This window comes from Pseudomonas sp. (assembly GCF_040514055.1).
In the GTDB taxonomy this organism is placed as follows: Bacteria; Pseudomonadota; Gammaproteobacteria; order Pseudomonadales; family Pseudomonadaceae; genus Aquipseudomonas.
Window position 1 is genome coordinate 239,560 of the sequence record NZ_JBEVDL010000064.1, and the last position, 21,027, is coordinate 260,586.

The 21,027-nt window shown below is 63.6% G+C and carries 22 protein-coding genes and 1 pseudogene; 10 read left to right on the forward strand and 13 right to left on the reverse strand.

Going from position 1 to position 21,027, the window contains the following annotated elements:
• Nucleotides 1-5 precede the first annotated feature (5 nt).
• Genes ABWY06_RS15840 through coxB form a run of 4 tightly spaced genes read right to left on the reverse strand, consistent with a single transcriptional unit; the run spans nt 6 to nt 4,197 of the window.
• Nucleotides 6-893 carry a cytochrome c oxidase subunit 3 gene (locus ABWY06_RS15840; protein ID WP_353926515.1) on the reverse strand — a complete coding sequence of 296 codons (888 nt, stop codon included), beginning with the start codon at nt 891-893 and terminating at the stop codon, nt 6-8.
• An 11-nt stretch (nt 894-904) separates the two neighbouring features.
• On the reverse strand, nt 905-1,456 hold the full coding sequence (locus ABWY06_RS15845) for a cytochrome c oxidase assembly protein (protein WP_353926516.1): 552 nt from the start codon (nt 1,454-1,456) through the stop codon (nt 905-907).
• Nucleotides 1,457-1,463: 7 nt separating this feature from the next.
• Nucleotides 1,464-3,068, reverse strand: a complete 1,605-nt coding sequence (ctaD, locus tag ABWY06_RS15850; RefSeq protein ID WP_353926517.1) for a cytochrome c oxidase subunit I — start codon at nt 3,066-3,068, stop codon at nt 1,464-1,466.
• A 4-nt stretch (nt 3,069-3,072) separates the two neighbouring features.
• Nucleotides 3,073-4,197: a cytochrome c oxidase subunit II gene (gene coxB / locus ABWY06_RS15855; RefSeq protein ID WP_353926518.1), complete on the reverse strand. Its 1,125-nt coding sequence runs from the start codon at nt 4,195-4,197 to the stop codon at nt 3,073-3,075.
• A 374-nt stretch (nt 4,198-4,571) separates the two neighbouring features.
• Between coxB and ABWY06_RS15860 the strand changes: the two genes are divergently transcribed.
• Nucleotides 4,572-5,228 carry a hypothetical protein gene (locus ABWY06_RS15860; RefSeq protein ID WP_353926519.1) on the forward strand — a complete coding sequence of 219 codons (657 nt, stop codon included), beginning with the start codon at nt 4,572-4,574 and terminating at the stop codon, nt 5,226-5,228.
• Nucleotides 5,229-5,232: 4 nt separating this feature from the next.
• Here ABWY06_RS15860 and ABWY06_RS15865 read toward each other — a convergent pair whose 3' ends face one another.
• The gene (locus ABWY06_RS15865; protein ID WP_502948214.1) at nt 5,233-5,445 is read right to left on the reverse strand and encodes a hypothetical protein; all 213 of its coding nucleotides are present in this window, start codon (nt 5,443-5,445) and stop codon (nt 5,233-5,235) included.
• 378 nt (nt 5,446-5,823) lie between these two features.
• On the reverse strand, nt 5,824-6,537 hold the full coding sequence (locus ABWY06_RS15870) for a carbonic anhydrase (protein ID WP_353926521.1): 714 nt from the start codon (nt 6,535-6,537) through the stop codon (nt 5,824-5,826).
• 303 nt (nt 6,538-6,840) lie between these two features.
• Between ABWY06_RS15870 and ABWY06_RS15875 the strand changes: the two genes are divergently transcribed.
• On the forward strand, nt 6,841-7,632 hold the full coding sequence (locus ABWY06_RS15875) for a substrate-binding periplasmic protein (RefSeq protein ID WP_353926522.1): 792 nt from the start codon (nt 6,841-6,843) through the stop codon (nt 7,630-7,632).
• Between the two features lie 266 nt (nt 7,633-7,898).
• On the opposite strand, the gene ABWY06_RS15880 is transcribed toward ABWY06_RS15875, so the two are convergent.
• Together ABWY06_RS15880 and ABWY06_RS15885 are read right to left on the reverse strand one after the other, a co-directional pair.
• Nucleotides 7,899-8,960 carry a PA0069 family radical SAM protein gene (locus ABWY06_RS15880; protein ID WP_353926523.1) on the reverse strand — a complete coding sequence of 354 codons (1,062 nt, stop codon included), beginning with the start codon at nt 8,958-8,960 and terminating at the stop codon, nt 7,899-7,901.
• Nucleotides 8,961-9,025: 65 nt separating this feature from the next.
• Nucleotides 9,026-9,670: a CatB-related O-acetyltransferase gene (locus ABWY06_RS15885; protein ID WP_353926524.1), complete on the reverse strand. Its 645-nt coding sequence runs from the start codon at nt 9,668-9,670 to the stop codon at nt 9,026-9,028.
• 408 nt (nt 9,671-10,078) lie between these two features.
• On the opposite strand from ABWY06_RS15885, the gene ABWY06_RS15890 reads away from it, so the two are divergent.
• From ABWY06_RS15890 to ABWY06_RS25945, 3 genes and pseudogenes are all read left to right on the forward strand, one after another.
• Nucleotides 10,079-10,831, forward strand: coding sequence for a Tll0287-like domain-containing protein (locus ABWY06_RS15890; protein WP_353926525.1), 753 nt, complete (start codon nt 10,079-10,081; stop codon nt 10,829-10,831).
• A 527-nt stretch (nt 10,832-11,358) separates the two neighbouring features.
• Nucleotides 11,359-11,628: pseudogene (locus ABWY06_RS25940) on the forward strand (HAMP domain-containing protein); the annotation flags it as partial.
• Nucleotides 11,629-11,709: 81 nt separating this feature from the next.
• Nucleotides 11,710-12,486 (forward strand): methyl-accepting chemotaxis protein, encoded by a 777-nt coding sequence (locus ABWY06_RS25945; protein ID WP_502948215.1) that lies wholly within the window; start codon nt 11,710-11,712, stop codon nt 12,484-12,486.
• A gap of 36 nt (nt 12,487-12,522) precedes the next feature.
• Here ABWY06_RS25945 and ABWY06_RS15900 read toward each other — a convergent pair whose 3' ends face one another.
• Nucleotides 12,523-12,804, reverse strand: a complete 282-nt coding sequence (locus ABWY06_RS15900; protein ID WP_353926527.1) for a YheV family putative zinc ribbon protein — start codon at nt 12,802-12,804, stop codon at nt 12,523-12,525.
• Nucleotides 12,801-14,843: an oligopeptidase A gene (prlC, locus tag ABWY06_RS15905; RefSeq protein WP_353926528.1), complete on the reverse strand. Its 2,043-nt coding sequence runs from the start codon at nt 14,841-14,843 to the stop codon at nt 12,801-12,803. Before prlC ends, ABWY06_RS15900 begins: the two co-directional genes overlap by 4 nt.
• Nucleotides 14,844-15,021: 178 nt before the next feature.
• On the opposite strand from prlC, the gene ABWY06_RS15910 reads away from it, so the two are divergent.
• From ABWY06_RS15910 to ABWY06_RS15920, 3 genes are all read left to right on the forward strand, one after another.
• Entirely contained in the window at nt 15,022-15,564 is a 543-nt protein-coding gene (locus ABWY06_RS15910) for a gamma carbonic anhydrase family protein (RefSeq protein ID WP_353926529.1), read from the forward strand.
• 76 nt (nt 15,565-15,640) lie between these two features.
• Nucleotides 15,641-16,285, forward strand: coding sequence for an HAD family hydrolase (locus ABWY06_RS15915; protein ID WP_353926530.1), 645 nt, complete (start codon nt 15,641-15,643; stop codon nt 16,283-16,285).
• A gap of 12 nt (nt 16,286-16,297) precedes the next feature.
• Nucleotides 16,298-16,780, forward strand: a complete 483-nt coding sequence (locus ABWY06_RS15920) for a hypothetical protein (RefSeq protein WP_353926531.1) — start codon at nt 16,298-16,300, stop codon at nt 16,778-16,780.
• A gap of 54 nt (nt 16,781-16,834) precedes the next feature.
• Here the strand turns inward: ABWY06_RS15920 and ABWY06_RS15925 are convergent, their stop codons facing one another.
• On the reverse strand, nt 16,835-17,065 hold the full coding sequence (locus tag ABWY06_RS15925) for a DUF1161 domain-containing protein (protein ID WP_353926532.1): 231 nt from the start codon (nt 17,063-17,065) through the stop codon (nt 16,835-16,837).
• A gap of 84 nt (nt 17,066-17,149) precedes the next feature.
• Nucleotides 17,150-18,238, reverse strand: a complete 1,089-nt coding sequence (locus tag ABWY06_RS15930) for an aminopeptidase (RefSeq protein ID WP_353926533.1) — start codon at nt 18,236-18,238, stop codon at nt 17,150-17,152.
• 89 nt (nt 18,239-18,327) lie between these two features.
• On the opposite strand from ABWY06_RS15930, the gene ABWY06_RS15935 reads away from it, so the two are divergent.
• The gene (locus tag ABWY06_RS15935; RefSeq protein WP_353926534.1) at nt 18,328-18,747 is read left to right on the forward strand and encodes a PA0061/PA0062 family lipoprotein; all 420 of its coding nucleotides are present in this window, start codon (nt 18,328-18,330) and stop codon (nt 18,745-18,747) included.
• 148 nt (nt 18,748-18,895) lie between these two features.
• The gene (locus ABWY06_RS15940; protein ID WP_353926535.1) at nt 18,896-20,245 is read left to right on the forward strand and encodes a cation:proton antiporter; all 1,350 of its coding nucleotides are present in this window, start codon (nt 18,896-18,898) and stop codon (nt 20,243-20,245) included.
• Here the strand turns inward: ABWY06_RS15940 and ABWY06_RS15945 are convergent, their stop codons facing one another.
• Nucleotides 20,246-20,671 (reverse strand): OsmC family protein, encoded by a 426-nt coding sequence (locus tag ABWY06_RS15945; RefSeq protein WP_353926536.1) that lies wholly within the window; start codon nt 20,669-20,671, stop codon nt 20,246-20,248.
• Nucleotides 20,672-21,027 lie beyond the last annotated feature (356 nt).

Here is a 21,027-nt window from a genome sequence, read left to right on the forward strand (position 1 = left end):
AGCGGTCAAAGCACATAGACGAAGGTAAACAGACCGATCCAGACCACGTCGACGAAGTGCCAATACCAGCTCGCCGCCTCGAAGCCAAAATGCTGCTCGGGTTTGAAATGCCCGCGCAGCACGCGCACCAGCATCACCGTCAACATGATCGCGCCGAACGTCACGTGGGCGCCGTGAAAGCCGGTGAGCATAAAGAAGGTGGCGCCATAGATACCCGAGCCCAGGGTCAGACCCAGCTCGTTGTAGGCGTGGACATATTCCTCGGCCTGCAGCACCAGAAACGCCAGGCCCAACAGCACGGTCAAGGCCAGCCAGAGCTTCAGCGGCTTGCGATGCCCCTTGCGCAGCGCATGGTGAGCAAAGGTCAGGGTAAAACTGGAGGTAACCAGCAGAATGGTGTTGATCAGCGGTAACTTCCACGGGTCGATCACCCCACTGGGGGCCGGATACATCTTCGGATCGGGGTTGTTCAACAGCGGCCAGCTGTATTCGAAATTGGGCCACAGCATATTGCTGACGCCCTTGGCCCCTTCGCCACCCAACCAGGGGCCCGCCCAGTAGCGCACATAGAAGAGCACGCCGAAAAAGGCCACGAAGAACATCACCTCGGAAAAGATGAACCAGCTCATGCCCCAACGGAAAGACCGGTCCATCTGCGCACTGTACAGCCCCGAGCGGCTTTCCTTGATCACCGTAGCGAACCAGCCAAACAGCATGTAGGCCACCAGCAGCCCACCGATGAAAAAGATCAGCGGTCCGTTGGACTCCGCGCGCTCGGCCTTCAGGTCATTGAACCAGGTACCCAGGCCATAGACGGTGGTCAACATGCCCAGGGTGGCGACGATCGGCCACTTGCTCTGCGCCGGAACGTAATAATGTTCGTGGCTTGCCATACGTGTTCTCCTTATCGGCCCGCGACTGGAACAGGGGGTTTACGCGCCGTGATATCGAACAGCGTGTAAGCCAGGGTCAGGTGGCGCACATCCGCCGGCAGGTCGCGGTCGACGATGAAACGCACCGGCATTTCGATGCGCTCACCGGGTTGCAGGACCTGCTGGGTAAAGCAGAAACATTCGGTTTTGTGGAAGTACGCGGCGGCCTTGGACGGTGCCACGCTGGGAATCGCCTGGGCCGTCATCGGCTTGTCGGTGGGGTTGTAGGCCACGAACAGCATCTCGGTGGTGGCGCCCGGATGCACCGTGACCTCGTCGGCCTTGGGACGGAATTCCCAGACCATTTCCACCGAGTTGGTGGCCAGGAACTGCACCCGCACCTGGCGCTGTTCATCGACCACCTGATCACCCTGGTACACCTCGCCCGAGGGCTTGCCATTGATCCCGAACGCCTGGCACATCAGGTCGTAGATGGGCACCAGGGCGAAGCCAAAGCCGAACATCAGCGCCACCAGCAACAGCAGGCGGGGAACAAGACGGGCGGTGCTCAGGCCTTCGCTCATGGCTGGGTCACTTCACTTCGGGTGGGGTGGTGAAGGTGTGGTAGGGCGCTGGCGAGGGAATGCTCCACTCCAGGCCTTCGGCACCGTCCCAGGGCTTGTCACCGGCCGGTTTTCCGCCGCGGATGCACTTGATCACGATAAACAGGAAAAACAGCTGAGTGGCGCCGAACATAAACGCGCCGATCGAGGAGACCATGTTGAAGTCGGCGAACTGCAGGTTGTAGTCCGGGATTCGCCGGGGCATGCCCGCCAGGCCCACGAAGTGCATCGGGAAAAACGCCATGTTCATGCCGACGAAGGACAGCCAGAAATGCAGCTTGCCAAGCGTCTCGTCGTACATATGGCCGGTCCATTTCGGCAGCCAGTAGTAAGCGGAGGCGAAGATCCCGAAGATCGCGCCCGGCACCAGCACGTAGTGGAAATGCGCCACCACAAAGTAGGTGTCGTGGTACTGGAAGTCCGCCGGCGCGATGGCCAGCATCAGCCCGGAGAAACCGCCGATGGTGAACAGGATGACAAAGGCCACGGCGAACAGCATCGGTGTCTCGAAAGTCATCGAGCCGCGCCACATGGTGCTGACCCAGTTGAACACCTTCACCCCGGTGGGCACCGCGATCAGCATGGTGGCGTACATGAAAAACAGCTCGCCGGTCAGCGGAATGCCGACGGTGAACATGTGGTGGGCCCAGACGATAAACGACAAGAAGGCGATGGACGCCGTCGCGTAGACCATCGAGGTGTAGCCGAACAGCGGCTTGCGGGCAAAGGCCGGGATGATCGCGCTGACCGCACCGAAGGCCGGCAGGATCATGATGTACACCTCAGGGTGACCGAAGAACCAGAACACGTGCTGGAACAACACCGGGTCGCCGCCACCGGAGGCGCTGAAGAAGCTGGTGCCGAAATGCACGTCCATCAGCATCATGGTCACGCACCCGGCCAGCACCGGCATCACCGCGATCAACAGGAACGCGGTGATCAGCCAGGTCCAGACGAACAGCGGCATCTTCATCAGGGTCATGCCCGGGGCACGCAGGTTGAGGATGGTGGCGACCACGTTGATCGCCCCCATGATCGAACTGATGCCCATCAGGTGGATGGCGAAGATAAAAAAGGTGACGCTCTCCGGCGCGTAGGTGGTCGACAACGGCGCGTAGAAAGTCCAGCCGAAGTTCGGCCCGCCGCCCTCGGTGAACAACGTGCTGACCAGCAGCCCGAAGGCCGCCGGCAGCAGCCAGAAGCTGAAGTTGTTCATCCGTGGCAGGGCCATGTCCGGCGCCCCGATCATCAGCGGGATCATCCAGTTGGCCAAGCCGACGAAGGCCGGCATGACCGCACCGAAGACCATGATCAGGCCGTGCATGGTGGTCATCTGGTTGAAGAACTCCGGCTGCACGATCTGCAGGCCGGGCTGGAACAGTTCAGCGCGAATGACCATCGCCATGCTGCCGCCCAGCAGGAACATCGCGAAGCTGAACCACAGGTACATCGTGCCGATGTCCTTGTGGTTGGTGGTCAGCACCCAGCGCATCGGCCCCTTGGCCGGCCCATGGGCATGCTCATGGTCGGCATGACCATGGCCCTTATGATCAAGATCGATCACTGCACTCATGTCATCACTCCTGAGCCTGTTTGAGGGCGAGCACGTCTTTGGGCGTGACCATGTCTCCGACGTTGTTGCCCCATGCATTGCGTTCGTAGGTGATCACCGCGGCGATATCGACTTCGGACAGCTGCTTGCCAAACGCCGCCATGGCCGTGCCCGGTTTGCCGTTGAAAACGATGTTCAGGTGGTCTTCCTTGGGCCCGAGGGCGATCTTCGAGCCCTTGAGCGCCGGGAACATTGGCGGCAAGCCTTGCCCCTCGGCCTGGTGACAAGCCACGCAAGTGGTGTGGTAGACCTTGTCACCCCGCGCGACCAGCTCCTCGCGGGTCCACTCCTTGCTGGTCAGCTCCTTGACCTTGAGCGCCTCTTCCTTCTTGGCCGCCAGCCAGCTGGCATAGTCCTCCTGGGACTTCACATCGACCACCACCGGCATAAACCCGTGGTCCTTGCCGCACAGCTCGGTGCACTGCCCGCGGTAGAGACCGGGGCGGTCGATGCGGGTCCAGGATTCATTGACGTAGCCGGGAATGGCGTCCTTTTTCACCGCCAGGTCCGGTACCCACCAGGAGTGGATCACGTCGGCGGAGGTGATCAGGAAACGCACCTTGGTGCCCACCGGAATCACCAGCGGCTCGTCGACTTCGAGCAGGTAGTGTTCGCCTTTGGTGGCCTGGTTATGAATCTGTTCGGCGGGGGTGGTCAGGTTGCTGAAAAATTCGACATCCTGGCCCAGGTATTTGTAATGCCATTTCCATTGGTAGCCGGTGACCTGGATATCCAGCCCCGGCTCGCTGGTGTCATAGATGTCGATCAGGGTCTTGGTCGCCGGAATGGCCATCACCACCAGAATCAGCAGCGGGGCTACGGTCCAAAGGATCTCGACCGTGGTGCTTTCATGGAAGTGCGCAGGTTCATGGCCGTTCGAACGCCGATGCACCAGCATCGACCAGAACATCGCGGCGAAGACCACCACCCCAATCACCACACAGATCCAGAAAATGGTCATATGCAGATCGAACACCGCATGGCTGACATCTGTCGCCCCACGCCGCATGTTCACTGTCCAGTCGGCGTGAGCTGGCCCCATCACCAGCCACAGCAACAAGCCCATCCAGACTCGTGGATGTCGCATCATTTGCGGGTTCCCCTAATAGTTCTTGTTATCCCGCCGGCTGTGCCTGCGGCTGAGGGAGCGACAGCTAAGAAAGCCAGACTTTAACTGCCGAAACCTTGCCTCACAGAAGCGCAGTCCGGTTCATCAGATAAAACCTTTCAAAAATCGAGTATAGACAGGGACCTCAACCTGGCAACGCGATAAGGACAAATCAGTGCGCCGGGAAGGCTCGTGCTAAAGCCCACGGTGGCTGCAAAGCAGGCAGAATGGCGCTGTGAGCGATATAGCGGACTCGCATAACTGCAAAAAAATTATGACAATCGTGTCTGATAGCAGGCGAATAGCCAGCTAACGTTCATCCCCGGTTCCATCATGTCCTTACCTTAGGAGCAGTCATGAACACCCCCGCCTTGCGCGAGCTGATCGAGCGTGCTCATCAGCATGAAGCTTCCACCGGGCTTCTCGCCCGTCACCTTGAACGCCCGCTGTCACGCCTGCATCCGTCCATTCAGCTCCCGGCCCAGGACGGCCTCGGTGTACTGGTGCGCTTCGTCACCGCCTATGTGGCCCAGGTGCCCGACGTGCTGGAGGCCGCCTATGCGGTGGCCCGCGAAGCGGGCATCGAGGCGCAGGTCAAACCGGTCCTGAAGGTGGCAGAGCAGTTCTTTTTGCAGCCCCCCGCCCTGATGGCCGGTCACGAAGGCCTCGACGGCCTGCTGGACGAGGCCTACCTGGCGCACCGCCTGGTCGAAGAGGTCAACGACCGCTACATCACCCACCTGGGCCAACCGCTGATTCCACTGGACACCACGGTGGCCAACCTGATCGCCCACCAGTTGATCGGCGAACCCTTCGCCAACCAGCTGGACGAAGCGGTGCACCATGCTGTGGACGGCATGCTGGGCGACGACGCATTCGCCCAGGACTCGGTGCTGGCCTACCGTGAGCGACTGGCCAGCCCGCAGACCGAAGCGGCGTGGAAACGCTGGCCCTGCCTGTCCCGCCAATTGGGGGTGGACCTGCGGCTGGACGAATCGCGCGCCGCCAGTTGAAGGGTCAGCCTTGGGCCTGTGCGGGTTGGTTTTTTCGCACCCCGCGCATGTTCAGGACCGCCAGGCAGATCTGCAGCACGATCAGGGCCCAGGCGCTGACGTGCCAGCCCCAGATCGCCCACAGCAGATTGCTCAGGATAAAACACCAGAAGCCCAGGGTGCGACGCCGCAGGTTTTGCGAGGCGATCAACCAAGCCGCCAGGACAGTGGCGAACATCGCCGGCCACTGCAACAGATCGATAAAATCCACGACACCTCCATCCGACCGCTACCGCGGGTCGCGACAACTTCGGCGCCAGGGCTAGCCAATAGTTCAACGGGGCCGGTGGACATTAACCCTCGCGAGGCGCGTTGCTGCGAAGAAGCGTTCCAGGCAAGGCGCGAAACGCAGGCCATGGTCATTCCCTTGCCCAGTTTCGCAACGCGGCATGGGGCACTTGTTCGCGCAATCCGCGGGGCCACGCCAGGCCGGGCCTGTTTTGATGCGATAAGGGATTACCCGTTGTCCGGGCAGATGCCCCCGACGGCCCGTTTCATGCGCGGTAGGGTTTCAAAACCAGGGTCGGCGCGGCCGTGCGGGTAGTGTCCACAGGCCCTAGCGCGGCAGGTAGCGCGGCCGCGGCGTGGCCATCGGTAGCGGGCCGTCACCGATCAGGCGGAATCCGCCCTGCTCGGCGTCATAGGCTTTGATCGTGCCGGTGGCGATGTCATACACCCAGCCATGGATAAACAGCTGGCCGCTGGCCAGGCGCGAAGCCACCGACGGGTGCGTGCGCAAGTGGTCGAGCTGCGCCACCACGTTCTCCTCGGTGAGAATGCCCAGCGTGCTGTGGTCCGCGCAACCGCAGTTCTCCGCCACCACTATCCGCGCCACCTCGGCGTGCCGCAGCCACGCCTTGACCGTGGGCATGCGCTCCAACTCCGCCGGATTGAGCACGGCCTTCATCGCGCCACAGTCGGAATGCCCGCAGATGATGATGTGCTGCACATCCAGCGCCATTACCGCATATTCGATGGCGGTGGACACCCCGCCCATCATTTGCCCGTAAGGCGGCACCACGTTGCCGACGTTGCGGATGACGAACAGGTCGCCGGGAGCGCTCTGGGTGATCAGCTCGGGCACGATGCGCGAATCGGCACAGGTGATAAACATGGCCCGCGGCGTCTGCGCATGCGCCAGGGTTTGGAACAGCGCCTCTTGCTGGGGGAAGACTTCGTCCCGAAAGCGCTGGAAACCTTCGACAATATGCCGAAGCGCCTCCTCGGCGCTCTCCGCGGTTCGGGAAACGGCTGGCGGTTGCTGATCCATGGACTGACCCTCGGTAACGCGGCAGGAAATGCCGCACCTGCATGCGGACCATTACTGGACAATCCGGAACGGCCCCGGGTCACGATCAAGTGCAAGTCGGCCGCGCAGCGCCTCGCCAGGAACACCTGTTCACCGCTTGCCTGCCGTCAGCGCCCGGCCAGCTTGCAGACCGAAGCGGCCTGAGGCCCGATCGCCCATTACAGGCAGCCGCAGCGCCCGGACAGGTGATGGCGGCCAACCGGGCGATCACCGCCTAAGCTGCAAGGGACAGCTAAGGGCTCGTTCCTCCTCGCAGGTGAAGTGATGCGCAAACACGGTTTGTTGGCGGGCGTGCTGCTGATGACAGGCATCGGTCATGCGCACGCCGACGCTGAACCCCTGGTCAGGATTTGCGATGACGCGGCGGAATGGCCGCCCTACAGTTACTACCTGCGTGAGCAGGGGCAGAAGACCGACAGGCTCAGTGGCTATTCGGTGGACGTCATTACCCGGATTCTAAACAAACACTCGATTCCGTTTCAGATCGTGCTGCTGCCCTGGAAGCGTTGCCTGGCCTACCTGGAGCAGGGTGACAAATACCTGATGGCGCTCAGTGCCAGCAAGAACCCGGAGCGCGAAACGCTGTACCTGTTTTCGACCCCGTACTACAAAACCCACTACTACCTTTTTTACTCCAAGGCACGCAATCCGACAGGCATGAATGTCAGCAGCCAGGCGGACCTCAATCACTACCGACTGGGCGGTATCCACGGCTACGCCTATACCGCCCTGGGCGAGGTGGATAAAACCCGCATGATCCGTACGGCCGGTTACCTGGAACTGGTGAAGATGCTGCACGCCGGACGGGTGGATCTGTTCGCCGAGGATTATGAAGTGGTCGTGGGGATGACGGCGATCGGCGCCTACGACTTCCTCGGCGACCCCCGGCTTGGCATGGTCCCGCTAGCGGGCGTCGCCGACAATCAGTTTCATATGATCTTCACCCGCAAGAATCCCCGTGGACAGGCCCTGCAGCGCTTGGTCAATACCGAACTGCAGGCGATGCAGGACTCCGGTGAGTTGACGCGCCTGCTGGAGGCCTACGTGCCCCCTTGAGCATCAGGTCGGTTTAGCGCGCTCCTGGGTTCAGGACACTCGCGTTTGCAGCACCTGACCCCTGTCGCCCATCGTTCAGGCAGGATCGGCGCCTGGGCCTGATCCTGCCGTGCCGCCGTCAGCGTGCCTGATTATGGCCACCTCTCGACGATCTCCACCGTGCCTCCGCGCTCCCGGCGGCGAGTACTCCTGGCCGGCGCGCGAGTCGCGTCTTTGGCCGCACACGCCAATGGCCCGCTTGACGGGTCCATTTCCGGCACCGCCCATCAGAGCAGCGACATCTGCCGACCCGGTACGCAGAACCGCGAACAATCCAGGCCTTGCAGGATGCGCCGGTCCAAGCCCAGCTTGCGGCTGGCCAGGCGGAAACGCTGGGCCAGCAGGTCGGCAAACGGCCCTTCGCCGCGCATGCGGCTGCCAAAGCGGCTGTCGTAGTTTTTGCCGCCACGGGACTGGCGGATCAGGCTCAGCACATGCTCGGCGCGATCCGGAAAATGCGCCTGTAACCACTGTTCGAACAATTCGGCGATCTCCAGGGGCAGGCGCAGCAACACATAATTGGCCGAGTCCGCGCCGGCGTCGCGAGCGGCTTCGAGCAGCCGCTCCAACTCATGGTCGTTGACCATCGGAATCATCGGCGCGCACATCACGCTCACCGGAATGCCCTGCTCACTCAACAGGCGCATGGCGCGCAAGCGAGCCGTAGGAGAGGCTGCGCGGGGCTCCATGATGCGCTTGAGCTCATTGTCCAGGGTGGTCAGGCTGATCGATACCGAGACCAGGCGCTGCTGCGCCAGCTCCGTCAGCAGGTCGAGGTCGCGCAGGATCAACGCGCCCTTGGTGATGATATGCACCGGGTGGCGGTAGCGCAGCAGGATCTCCAGTGCCTGGCGGGTCAGCCGTTGTTCGCGCTCGAGTGGCTGGTAGGCGTCGGTGTTGACCCCCAGGGCAATGGGCTGGCAGACATAACCGGGCTTGCTCAGCTGCTCCTCCAGCACTGGCCCGAGGTTGCTCTTGGCGATCAACCGGGTTTCGAAGTCGATGCCCGGCGACAGGTCCCAATAGGCATGGCTGGGGCGGGCGAAACAGTAGATGCACCCGTGCTCGCAGCCGCGGTAGGGGTTGACCGAACGGTCGAAGCCGACGTCCGGCGACTGATTGCGGCTGATCACGCTCTTGGCCGTCTCCAGGCGCACCTCGGTGGCGCGGCTGGGCGGCACTTCCTGCTCCCAACCGTCGTCCTCGGCCACCGAACGGGTCGGGGCGAAGCGGTTATGCGGGTTGCTGGCGGTGCCGCGACCACGCGGCGGCAGGGGGACAGACGACATGGGCAAGGCTCGAAATACTGTTCATACATACAGTAAAGGCAAGCCTGACAAAGCTCAACGGCCTTTTATCCGACTGCGTCGGCGCAACGCTGCAAGGCCTCGAGATCGGCGGCCATGATCGCCTTGAGGTGGCGGCTGATTCGCTCCACCGGCCAGTCCCACCAGGCGATCGCCAGCAGCTGCCCGATCACCCTGTCGTCGAAACGCTGTTTGAGCGGTTGCGCCGGGTTGCCGCCGACGACGCTGTAGGGCGCGACATCGCGGGTCACCACCGAGCGCGCCGAAATGATCGCCCCATGACCAATGGTCACACCCGGCATGATCAGGCTGTCATAACCGATCCTGACATTGTGGCCGATGCGGGTGTCGCCCTTGTAGGGAAATTCGTCCGGTGCCGGCATGGCGCTTTCCCAACCGTTGCCGAAGATCTGGAAGGGATAGGTGGAGAACCCGGAAAGCTTGTGGTTGGCGCCGTTCATGATGAACTTGACGCCGCGGGCGATGGCGCAAAACTTGCCGATCACCAGGCGGTCGCCGATAAACGGGAAGAGGTACAGCACATTGCGCTCGAAGTTGTCCGCACCGTCCGGATCATCGTAGTAAGTGAAATCGCCAATCTCGATCTGCGGGTTGTTGACCCGGTTCTGGATAAAACACACCTGGGGGAAACCTTCCATGGGGAAGGGGTTGCGCGGATCCGGACCGACCATGCCTGCCTCCTGGGCGGCGCCCGGCAGGCAGGCGCGGCCCTTTTTATCCTGGTTTTCTTCAACGGGGGGAACCGGGACGTCAAGCTCAGTGGGCCACCTCAGGCTACCCCTGTAAGTCGTCCAGGCCCCTGCTCTGGATGCGCTTACGCGCTGCACGCCGGGATAGACCGCTCCGGCGCAAACAGGCCATGGCCCTCTGCCTGCGCCCGTCCAGCGGTCGTAGCGCTTAGTCCCGGGAGAAACTGCAGGCAGTCTGTCCAGCGCGGATTCCACAGTCAACCGAACGGCCGATACTGCTCGCCAACGACATAAATCTGCTACCACTAACGTAATGGAAGTCCCGCTGTTTGCGCCGCACTCCTTTCTCCATGGACGGTTCACCCCGTTTCACCCGCGCAAGGAAGATCCATGAACGCTGCTCTGCGTACGACCGCTGCCGCATTGCTGACGGCGCTTGTCATCCAAATCTGGACTGCACCGGCAATCGCTGCCGAGGATGTCGAAGCCACGGGCAAGGACCTGACGCTGATATTCCGCTCGGCGCGCAAGGTGATCTCCGACAGCCAGGACCTGATCAATGACGCCAGCAAGGGCGACAAAGGCCTGGATGCGACGACCGTGATCGAACGGACGAAAGCCAACTACCTGGCCGCTGCGGGGAAGGAGCTGGACCTCAACGATGATGGCAGCCCGGCCGCCAAGGCCCGCGCGGCGATGCTCAGCGCAGTGCGCACGACCATCGATCAAGCGCAGCCGCTGATCAACGAACCGGGAAAGGGCTTCAAGGGGTTTCTCCCGGCGGTGTTCGGCGGACGGGTGGCCTCCAGCTTCAGCACCAGCATGGCCGGCACATTTTCGATCAAGTTGACGGCGCCCAAGGCTTACGTGCGCAGCCGCGCCAACCGGCCCGACGAGTGGGAAAGCCAGGTGATCGAAACCATGTTCAAACGCGCCGACTACGAAAAAGGCAAGGCCTACGCCGAGGCGGTACCGGTCAAAGGGAGGGCGGCCTACCGCTATATCCTGCCGGAATACTACGGCCCGTCGTGCCTGGGCTGCCATGGCGAACCCAAGGGGGAGGTGGACGTCACCGGCGGCAAAAAAGAAGGCGCCAAGCTCAACGAGCTGGGCGGCGCCGTTTCCCTGATCATCTACCAGTAACGCCCGGAGTAGCCGGTATGCGCCGTCTGACCGAACTGAGCATCAACCTGCGATTGTTGCTGCTGTCGGCAGTGGTGGCGCTCCTGCTGAGCGCCATGCTGCTCTACATGGCCAGCGTGATCAGCGCCAACAATCAGCAACTGGCGGCACAGCAGCAGGCGGTGCAGCAACAGTTGAGCGAGTTGCAACGCTGGCAACTGACCGAGCGCGCCATGGGCGAGTTCGCCACCATGCGTTTCTGGCTGTACGACCTTCAAGTCAGTTGGCTGAACGCCTCGGAGAGCGCTGCGGATGAAGCCCATCAACGGCTTAGCGCCTTGCTGAACGAACTGCAGGACAACGGTATTGCTGTTGGTCCGCTGCCCGCCCAGATCGACGGCTTTCGCCAAAAAATGATCGCGGCGGTGGACGCCTATATCGACAACAACCGGATTCTGGGCAACGCCACGGTGGCCGATGCCCGCAAGATCGCCACGGGTATCGCAGCGACCCTGCAGGGCTTGCAGGAACAGCAAACCCGCAGCGCCATGAGCAAGGCCGAGGAAATAGCGACAGCCGCTAAAACGGTACAGGCCAGCAGTGCACGATTGCTCACCCTGTCCTGGGTGGTACTGGCAACAGTGCTGGCGATCCTCACGGCCTTTTATCTGTTGCTCACGCGCTCCATCTCGCGGCCGATGCACCAGCTGCAACAGGGCATCGCCGAGATCGAACGCAACTCGGACTTGTCCCATCAGTTGCAAGTGTTGAGCGGCGACGAGATCGGCCTGACCGCCAGCGCCATCAACCGCATGCTGGACAAGTTCCGCCGCATTATCCGGGAGGTCGACCTGATCGCCGGGCTGGTCGCGGCCAAGGTCGACAGCACACGTGCCAACATGCTCAGCACCCACCATGGCATCCAGGCGCAGCAACAGGAAACCGAGCAGGTCTCCTGCGCTGTCACACAGATGAGCCACACCATTCAGAACGTGGCGAAGAACGCCGAGCGCGCCTCGGAAGCCGCGCATCAAGCCAACCGCAACACGGAAAAAGGCAATCAGGTGGTGGCGGCCAATGTCAGCGCCATGAATGCATTGGCCCAGGAGGTCAACGCAGCCGCCGACGTGGTGCGTCGGGTGGCCCTGGACAGTTCGCAGATCGGCCGGGTGGTGGAAGTGATCCAGGGCATTTCCGACCAAACCAACCTGCTCGCGCTGAATGCCGCCATCGAAGCCGCACGTGCCGGCGAGGCGGGCAGGGGATTTGCCGTGGTCGCCGATGAAGTGCGCACCCTCGCCCAGCGCACCCGCGAGTCGACCCAGGAAATCAACGATATGATCGAACGCCTGCAGACGGGCGTCAGCCAGGCGGAGCAGGTGATGGCCGCGGGCGTGAGCAAGGCTCAGAGCGCGGTCGATCAAGTCCAGTCGGCGGGCAAGGAACTGGCCGAGATCGGTCACTCGGTGCACAGCATCGAAGACCTCAACGTGCAAATCGCCAGCGCCGCCGAACAACAAAGCGTGGTGACCAGCGGCATCGCCCAGAGCGTGGTCCATATCCGCGACGTCACCAGTACCAACGCCGATAGCGCCACTCTCGCGATGACCGCCTGCAACGAGCTGGAAAGCCTTACTCGGCGCCTGCAGGAACAGGTCGGGCAATTCCGGCTTTAGGGTGGGTCGGCGCTGCACCACCAACCCTGAATCGACTCAGTCGCCGCTGGGCTTTTTCAGCTTGGGATTGGGGAAGAACTGCACCGCCTGCACCTTGGGATCCACCGCCTTGGGCACGGCCTTGTTCACGCGCGTGCCAAGCTCCTTGGGCACCGACTGACCCTGGGCATTGAGCGTATCGGCATAACCACAGGCCACGCATTCACGGTGCGGCACCCCGTCCTCGTCCCACATCTGAATGCGGTCCAGTTCGCTGCACGCCGGGCAAACCGCCCCGGCGATAAAGCGGCGCTTGCTGATCGTGGGCCCGTCCGTCATGCCGCCTCCGCGCTCAGACCCAGGTGGCGCAGCAAGGCATCGATGCTCGGCTCACGGCCGCGGAAATCGACGAACAGCACCATGGGCGCCTGGGAACCGCCACGGGCCAGAATGGCTTCGCGGAAGGCGCGGCCGGTCTCGGGGTTGAACACCCCCTCTTCCTCGAAGCGCGAGAAGGCATCGGCGGACAGCACTTCGGCCCACTTGTAGCTGTAATACCCGGCGGCATAACCGCCAGCGAAAATATGCGCGAAGCTGTTGGGAAAACGGTTGTAGGCTGGCGGGCGCATCACCGAAACCTCGGCGCGGATGCCTTCGAGCACCTGCAGCACGCTGCGGCCATCGCCGTGGCGGGCGTGCAGCTCGAAGTCGAACAGGGAGAACTCGACCTGACGCGCCATCATCAAGCCGGAATGGAAATTCTTCGCCGCCAGCATCTTGTCCAGCAGGTCCTGGGGCAGGGCCATGTCACTTTCGAAGTGCCCCGAAATCAAGGCCAGGCCTTCGGGCTCCCAGCACCAGTTTTCCATAAACTGGCTCGGCAGTTCGACCGCATCCCAGGCCACTCCGTTGATGCCCGAAGCGCCGGCGTGCTCGACCCGGGTCAGCAGGTGGTGCAGGCCATGGCCGAACTCGTGGAACAGGGTGGTGACTTCATCGTGGGTCAGCAGGGCGGGCTGGCCGCTGACCGCCGGGGTGAAGTTGCACACCAGGTTGGCCACCGGGCTGATCAGCTCGCCGGACGCCGCGCGACGGCGGTCACGGGCACCATCCATCCAGGCACCGCCACGTTTGTTGGCACGGGCATAGAGGTCGAAGAAAAAGCGGCCGACGTGCTGGCCGTTTTCGCGGATCTCGAACAGCCGCACGTCCGGGTGCCAGCTGTCGAAGCCCTTGAGTTCGGCGATCTCGATGCCGTACAGGCGCTGCACGATGGCGAACAGGCCGCCCAGCACCTTGTCGATGGGGAAATAGGCGCGCAGGGTTTCCTGGGAAATGCTGTAGCGCTGCTCGCGCAGTTTTTCGCTGTAGTACCCCACATCCCAGCTCTGCAGGTCGGCCAGGCCCTGCTCGGCGGCGAAGGCCTTGAGCTCCTGCAGGTCCTGGCCGGCAAAGGGTTTGCTGCGCACCGCCAGGTCGCGCAGGAAACTCAGGACCTGCTCGCTGCTGTCGGCCATCTTGGTCGCCAGGCTCAGCTCGGCGAAACTGGCGAAACCCAACAGCTGGGCCAGCTCGTGGCGCAGGTCGAGGATCTCGGCCATCACCGGGCCGTTGTCGTGCTGGCCGGCATTCGGGCCCTGGTCAGAAGCCCGGGTGCAATAGGCGGCGTACACCTCCTCGCGCAGCGCCCGGTCGTCGGCGTAGGTCATCACCGCGTAGTAGCTGGGGAACTCCAGGCTGATCAGCCAGCCGTCGAGGCCTTTGGCTTCGGCGGCCTGGGCCATCTGGGCTTTGGCCGAATCGGTCAGACCGGCCAGTTGGCTTTCCTCGGTGACCTGCTTGCTCCAGGCCTGGGTGGCATCCAGCAACTGGTTGGAAAAGCGGCTGCCCAGCTCCGACAGTTTCATCTGGATGGCGCCATAGCGCTGCTGCTCGGCCAGCGGCAGGTCGATGCCGGACAGGCGGAAATCGCGCAGCGCATGCTCCAGGATGGTCCGCTGGGCGACGTCGAAGCCGGCCGCCTCGGGGCTGTCGGCCAGGGTTTGGTAGGCCTGGAACAGCGCGCGGTTCTGGCCGATCTCGGTCCAGTATTCCGACAGCTTGGGCAGGCACGCCTCGTAGGCGCTGCGCAGGTCGGCGCTGTTGCACACTGCGTTGAGGTGGCTGACCGGGCTCCAGGCGCGGCTCAGGCGTTCGCCCAGCTCGTCCAGGGCCAGCACCAGGCCGTCCCAAGTCGGCGTCGCCGACTGCCGGGTGAGCAACGCGGCGATGGCGGCACGGCCTTCGGCCAGCAGGGCATCGACCGCCGGCTCGACGTGTTCCGCGCGAATGGTGGAGTAGGGGGGCAGGTCGAAAGGCTGCAGCAGGGGGTTGGTCACGGCGGTTCACCTGTTTAAAAATGGACTGTCGCTTCGACAGCGCCGCGCTCATGGCCACGGCAGGTACAATTGACGCGCCCTCGGCGCACCGGATGACCGCCATCTTATTACAATCGCCGCCATCCGCCGCGCCCGCGGCAGTTAGTTTTGACCATCGACCCGCAAGAAGGAGCCTATCGTGGCCATTCGCAGTTACCAGGGCCTGACCCCGCAATTGGGCGCGCGGGTGTTCGTCGACCCCAGCGCGGTGGTGCTGGGCGATGTCGCACTCGGCGACGACAGCTCGGTCTGGCCCATGGCGGTGGTCCGCGGCGACATGCAGCGGATCCGCATCGGCGCGCGCACCAGCGTGCAGGACGGCTGCGTGCTGCATATCACCCACGCCGGGCCCTTCAACCCGGCGGGTTACCCGCTGTTGATCGGCGACGAGGTGACCATCGCGCACAACGTCACCCTGCACGGTTGCACCCTCGGCAACCGGGTACTGATTGGCATGGGCAGCATCGTCATGGACGGCGCGGTGCTCGAGGACGAAATCATACTCGGTGCCGGTAGCCTGGTACCCCCGGGCCGCACCCTGGCCAGCGGCTACCTCTATGTCGGCAGCCCGGCCCAGCAGGTGCGCCCCTTGAACGAACAGGAGAAGGCGTTTTTCAGCTACAGCGCCGGCAATTACGTGAAGCTCAAGGACCTGCATGCGGCCGAGGGTTACGAGCGCTAGCCGGCGACCGGTGCTGCGCCGTACTTGAATCAGTGCCTCCCCACGCCCCGATGGCATCCCAGCGGAAACCCTGCCCATGCACCAGCAACACCTGCTGTTCGACCTCGACGGTACTCTCACGGACCCGCGCGAGGGCATTACCCGCTCGGTGCAACATGCCCTGGCCCAACTGGGCATCGACGAACCGGACCTGCAACTACTGGAGCCGTTTATCGGCCCGCCGCTGCTGCAGGGTTTTATGCAGTTCTACGGCTTCGATGAAGCCACCGCCTGGCGCGCGGTGGCGTTCTACCGGGAGCGTTTCAAGTCCATCGGGCTCTACGAAAACCGCCTGTTCGAAGGCACCCTGCCGCTGCTGGAGTACCTGGGGCGGCAGGGACGGACGCTGTACATCGCCACCAGCAAACCGACGGTGTTCGCCCTGGAAATCGCCCGGCACTTCGGCTTTGCCAGCTGCTTCAAGCGCATCTACGGCAGCGAGCTGGACGGCACGCGCAGCCACAAGGACCAGTTGATCGCCCACCTGCTGGCCGAGGAAGACCTTGATCCGGCCGACTGCCTGATGATCGGCGATCGCAAACACGATCTGCTCGGCGCCCGGGCCAACAACCTGGCCTGCGTCGCGGTGGGTTATGGCTTTGGCAGCCGCGAGGAGCTGCTGGCCGAAGCGCCGACCTACCACTTCAGCACCCAGGCCGAGCTGCACCAGGCGTTTTTATAAGGCGGCGTTCCAATGCATCAGTATCTGCACAGCCTCTTCGAGACCTTCGCCCACGCGGCCGCCGAGGCCCGGGAGACGGGCGACAAATACCGTCTGATCGACAGGGTCTACCAGCAACTGGACGAACTGGCGCTGTTTCCGCTGCCGGAGGTGCTCGGCTGCATTCTTGCGTTGATCGAGCGGTTTCCCGAGCTGGACTACGGTGGTCCGGGCCCTTTTGGCACGTACATCGAAGAGCATCGGCTGAGCGAGTACACGCCCGCCCTGCTGGCCTCCATTCACCGACAGCCGAGCATCCAGACCCTGGGCTGGCTGGACCGGACCATGGGGGTCGAGAATTTTCAGAATGGCCTGGGCACCAACCCGGTAAGCCCGGCGCAGTTCGCCCAGGCGCTTGAGCAAGTCATCGCCGGCACCCAGGCGACACCGGCGTGCCGGGAGTTCGCCGAGAGCTGCCTGAGCGATCTGAAGAAAAACGGTTTGATCGATGCCTGACCCTGCCTTCGGCACGGCCAGCCTCCGATGCGCTGCCCGATCAGCCCGGGCGCGTCAGCCGTTCTTTTGATAAACGATCTTCTTGCTGCCGAACTCACAGCTGCCGACCACCATGCTCGGGTCGGTCGCTTCGGCGGCGGGCACGATTTCCAGGGTGTAGGACGTCACGCCGGCGGCCTGGATCTTCACTTCGATTTCCTGCTTGAGCTCTTCGCACGGCTTGGGCGCGGCCCAGGCCGACGAAGCGCACAGACCGAGTACAACCACCCATCCCAACTTCTTCATGATGACATCCTGAATGACCGGGTTTGGCCCTCTGTGCCGGAGCGATTCCGGCACCGCCAACCACAGTGATCAGACGCCGCTCACCTAGGGCAAGGCACCTTGCGCACCGAGCAGGGTCTGCAAGTGCCGGTCGCGCTCGGCCCTGGGCAGTTCGCCAAGCTCACGCACCCGCGCATAAAAGCGCGGCCAGTCTCGTTGCTGCTGCGCAAACAGGGCGGCAAAGGCGGGTTCCCACTGGTCGTAGAGGCCGAACGGCAGCAGTTTGGCGTTGTTCAGCGGGCCCTCGATCCAGCCATCGTAGCGGCCGGTCCCTTGCCATTGCTCCTGGCGCAGCCGCCGGTATTCACCCCGCAGGCGTTCGAATTCCGCCGCCTTGCCGCGGCGCAGCTCGGGTTCGGGCCGACCACTGCGGTACAGGCGGTCGAGACGTGCGCGACTGGCCAGCACCAGCGCCACGAACTGCTCGCGCTGGCGCAACGCAGTGGGATCGCTGGGCGGCAAGCCACGGCTTTCCAGCCACTGGCCCAACCCTTCGCGTTCGACGAAGGTGGCGAACGACTCGTTGAACGCCGTGTCGTCGGCGATGTACAGCTGCTGGTGCGCCAGCTCGTGAAAGATTACCGCCGCCAGGCGTTCGTCGTCCCAGCGCAACATGGTGTCGAGGATAGGGTCGGCGAACCAGCCCAGGGTCGAATAGGCCTCGACACCGCCGATATAGGTGTCCAGGCCCTGGGCGGCAAGCAAGGCCGCCGCGCCGCGAGCCCGCCCCGGCTGATAAAAACCGCGGTAGGCCACGCACCCCGCAATTGGAAAACACTGGGTCTGCGGGGCCAAGGAGAACTCCGCGGTGGCGAACAGGTTCCAGATCACATAGGGACGCTTCAGGTCGGCATACAGACGGTAACTGCGGTTATCCGGCAGCCGCAGCCGGGCACTGGCAAAGTCGCGGGCCTGCTGCGCCAGCCCCAGGCGTCGACGCAACCCTGGGTCGCGACCGGGGTCGGCCAGCAGGCGGCCGACCGGCTCACGGGCCTGCAGCAGCTGCAGTTGTCCGCGGGCCAGCTGGCCGTAATAGTCCAATGTCGTGCAACCCCCGAGTGCTACCAGCGCCAACACGGCCAGCATGACGCGGCGCGCGGCAGACGAAGTGGATTTCAGGGCATGGGAATTCATCCCTGCACGCTAACCCATTGCCAGGGATGCCTCCAGCGGCAGATCGGCGTAGGCTGATTTTTCCGCCATCCACCCACGGAGCAGCTCCCATGCAGCGTCTTCTTGCCCTCGGCGGCCTGGCCCTGCTCGGTGCCTGCGCCTCGCCACTGCCACCGGCCGATCCGGCGCTGGCCTGGGTCGAGCCCAGCGCCAGCCCCGGCCACCTGCTGATGGCCCAGCGCCTGGATGGAAAACGCCTGAGCGATGGGCGGTTTTTCCAGGTCCCCCCCGGGGACCACGAGCTGCAGGCCCGCTTTCAATTCGAGGTCAATGGCGGTGGCGGTCAGGACGGCCTGTCAGAGCCCATGCAAATCACCTGCGAGCTCCAGCTGCGTTACGCCGAGTTCGCCGCCGGCCGCCGTTATCGGCTGGAGGCACGTCCCCTGCTGTTCAAGGCGCGGGCCTGGCTGCTGGATGAACAGCGACAGGTGCTGGCCCGCGCGCAGGTGCTGCGCTGCGGCCCCTGGTAAGTATTACGCCGGGTCATGCCACCCCCCGTTACCCCTAACGACCCGAATGCCGGCGGCCACGCCGACTGAACCTAAGGGCGACCTCCGCCTCGAAACCATACCCCGCCGTTCGTGGCGGCTCCGCATGTCTCCAGGCCGGGTGGAATTGATGAGTTTTCTGCACTGGACGGCCGTACTCGGCACCTTGCTGTTGATCCTGACGCTGGCCTCGGCTTACCTGCGCTGGCTGCCGGTGACCACTTCAATCTTCTACCTGGCCTTTGGTCTGGGCATCGGCCCCCTGGGGCTGAACCTGTGGCAGCTGGATTTTCACCAGATCGCCGGCTGGATGGAGCACCTGACGGAGGTAGCGGTGCTGGTCTCGCTGTTTATCGGCGGGATGAAACTGCGCTTGCCCTTTCGTCACCCGGCCTGGCGCAGCGCCTACCTGCTGGCCGGTCCGGTGATGCTGGTGAGCATTGTCGGGGTCGCCCTGGTCGGCCACTACGGCCTGGGCCTGAACCTCGGCGTGGCCTTGTTGATCGGCGCACTGCTGGCGCCTACCGATCCGGTGCTGGCCAGCCTGGTGCAAGTCAATCACGCGCGCGACTTCGACCGGGTGCGTTATGGCCTCTCCGGCGAGGCCGGCTTCAATGACGGCGTGGCGTTTCCCTTTGTGATCTTTGCCCTGCTGCTGATCGAGCACGGCGGCAGCTGGCAGGGCTGGGTCGGCGAGTGGGCGGTCCACCGGCTGTTATGGGCGGTGCCGGCGGGCCTGTTGATCGGCTTTTTTCTCGGCCGGACCGTGGGGCGCCTGGCCATCTACCTGCGCGCCCGGCATGCCGACGCGGCCCATTCACCCAATGATTTCCTGGCCCTGGCACTGATCGCCCTGGCCTATTTTTTCGCCGAAAGTCTCGGGGCCTGGGGCTTTCTGGCGACCTTCGCCGCGGGCGTGGGACTGCGCCATGCGGAGATCGCCTCCTCGGGGCAATCGGCCATCCCGGCCGAGGAAGTGGTGCCGGCCCTGCCCAAGGTCGGCGAGGGCGTCGAGGACAAGGCCCACGAGCTGCTCGAGGAGCAGGAGGCGCACCCCCAGGTCGCCGCTGGCGTATTGATCGGCGATATCCTGTCGTTCGGCCATATCCTCGAACGCATCATGGAGGTGCTGCTGGTGACCCTGCTCGGCGCCGTGCTGGCCTTGCATTGGGACTGGCGCGCGGTTCCCCTGGGGTTGGCGCTGTTCTGCGTGATTCGCCCGCTGGGGGTCTGGCTGTTGGTGCGTGGGCCTCACGTCACGGCGCGCCAACGACGCCTGCTCGGCTGGTTCGGCATCCGTGGCATCGGCAGCCTCTACTACCTGGGCTACGCGTTGAACCACGGGCTGTCGGCCGAGGACGCCGATCCGACCATCAGCCTGACGCTGTCGGTGGTGGCGCTGAGTATCCTGTTGCACGGCTTGAGTACCCAGCCGCTGCTCGATCGCTATGAACGCCAGCAGGCCAGGTGCTCCAACTGATCAGGCGTCGAGCACCGCTTCCAGGGTGATTGCGGCGTTCAGCACCTTGGACACCGGGCAGCCGGTCTTGGCGGTTTCAACCGCCTTTTCGAAGGCCGCGCGGTCCGCACCGGGAATCCTGGCCCGCAGCGACAGGTGGATCGCGGTGATGGCGAATCCCCCGCCGACCTTGTCGAGGGTCACCTCGGCCTGGGTCTCGATGCTTTCGGCGGTCATCCCCGCGTCACCCAATTCCTTGGACAGGGCCATGGAAAAACAGCCCGCGTGGGCTGCGCCGATCAGTTCCTCCGGGTTGGTGCCGGGTTGGTCTTCGAAGCGGGTATTGAATCCATAGGGGCTGTTCGACAGGGCGCCGCTCTGGGTGGAGATGCGGCCCTTGCCGTCCTTGATGCCACCTTGCCAATGCGCCGATGCGGTCTTTTTCATGGGAAACTCCAAAAGTGGGGATCGGAAGGCTTGCCTCAGTTCAGAGGCAGCCCGGCGCCACAAGTTCGAACCCATTTACCGGACTGTCGCCCCAGACCTGGCCTCGCATCGCTGCACACGGGTTCCAACCAACGGTGCCCACCGGTACAGTTCGCTCGCGTCACGCTTGAGTCCGGATGACCTGGTCGGGGTCACCGGGGAGCCCAGGGGCGAGCCTTCGTCCCTCCACCATCGAAAGGATCCGCCAATGGTCACGGCTGTCTCGCCGCAGTACAACAGGGTCATCCAACGTGCCTCCCGCCTGATGCTGAGCATCCTGCTGGTAGCGGGCACGGCAACCGTTAGTGCAGGAGACA

Bases quoted from the DNA above. Each gene is read 5' to 3' on its own strand.
- ABWY06_RS15840 (WP_353926515.1), bottom strand. From the start codon at position 893: ATGGCAAGCCACGAACATTATTACGTTCCGGCGCAGAGCAAGTGGCCG.
- ABWY06_RS15845 (WP_353926516.1), bottom strand. From the start codon at position 1,456: ATGAGCGAAGGCCTGAGCACCGCCCGTCTTGTTCCCCGCCTGCTGTTG.
- ctaD (WP_353926517.1), bottom strand. From the start codon at position 3,068: ATGAGTGCAGTGATCGATCTTGATCATAAGGGCCATGGTCATGCCGAC.
- coxB (WP_353926518.1), bottom strand. From the start codon at position 4,197: ATGATGCGACATCCACGAGTCTGGATGGGCTTGTTGCTGTGGCTGGTG.
- ABWY06_RS15860 (WP_353926519.1), top strand. From the start codon at position 4,572: ATGAACACCCCCGCCTTGCGCGAGCTGATCGAGCGTGCTCATCAGCAT.
- ABWY06_RS15865 (WP_502948214.1), bottom strand. From the start codon at position 5,445: ATGTTCGCCACTGTCCTGGCGGCTTGGTTGATCGCCTCGCAAAACCTG.
- ABWY06_RS15870 (WP_353926521.1), bottom strand. From the start codon at position 6,537: ATGGATCAGCAACCGCCAGCCGTTTCCCGAACCGCGGAGAGCGCCGAG.
- ABWY06_RS15875 (WP_353926522.1), top strand. From the start codon at position 6,841: ATGCGCAAACACGGTTTGTTGGCGGGCGTGCTGCTGATGACAGGCATC.
- ABWY06_RS15880 (WP_353926523.1), bottom strand. From the start codon at position 8,960: ATGTCGTCTGTCCCCCTGCCGCCGCGTGGTCGCGGCACCGCCAGCAAC.
- ABWY06_RS15885 (WP_353926524.1), bottom strand. From the start codon at position 9,670: ATGGTCGGTCCGGATCCGCGCAACCCCTTCCCCATGGAAGGTTTCCCC.
- ABWY06_RS15890 (WP_353926525.1), top strand. From the start codon at position 10,079: ATGAACGCTGCTCTGCGTACGACCGCTGCCGCATTGCTGACGGCGCTT.
- ABWY06_RS25945 (WP_502948215.1), top strand. From the start codon at position 11,710: ATGCTCAGCACCCACCATGGCATCCAGGCGCAGCAACAGGAAACCGAG.
- ABWY06_RS15900 (WP_353926527.1), bottom strand. From the start codon at position 12,804: ATGACGGACGGGCCCACGATCAGCAAGCGCCGCTTTATCGCCGGGGCG.
- ABWY06_RS15915 (WP_353926530.1), top strand. From the start codon at position 15,641: ATGCACCAGCAACACCTGCTGTTCGACCTCGACGGTACTCTCACGGAC.
- ABWY06_RS15920 (WP_353926531.1), top strand. From the start codon at position 16,298: ATGCATCAGTATCTGCACAGCCTCTTCGAGACCTTCGCCCACGCGGCC.
- ABWY06_RS15925 (WP_353926532.1), bottom strand. From the start codon at position 17,065: ATGAAGAAGTTGGGATGGGTGGTTGTACTCGGTCTGTGCGCTTCGTCG.
- ABWY06_RS15930 (WP_353926533.1), bottom strand. From the start codon at position 18,238: ATGAATTCCCATGCCCTGAAATCCACTTCGTCTGCCGCGCGCCGCGTC.
- ABWY06_RS15935 (WP_353926534.1), top strand. From the start codon at position 18,328: ATGCAGCGTCTTCTTGCCCTCGGCGGCCTGGCCCTGCTCGGTGCCTGC.
- ABWY06_RS15940 (WP_353926535.1), top strand. From the start codon at position 18,896: ATGAGTTTTCTGCACTGGACGGCCGTACTCGGCACCTTGCTGTTGATC.
- ABWY06_RS15945 (WP_353926536.1), bottom strand. From the start codon at position 20,671: ATGAAAAAGACCGCATCGGCGCATTGGCAAGGTGGCATCAAGGACGGC.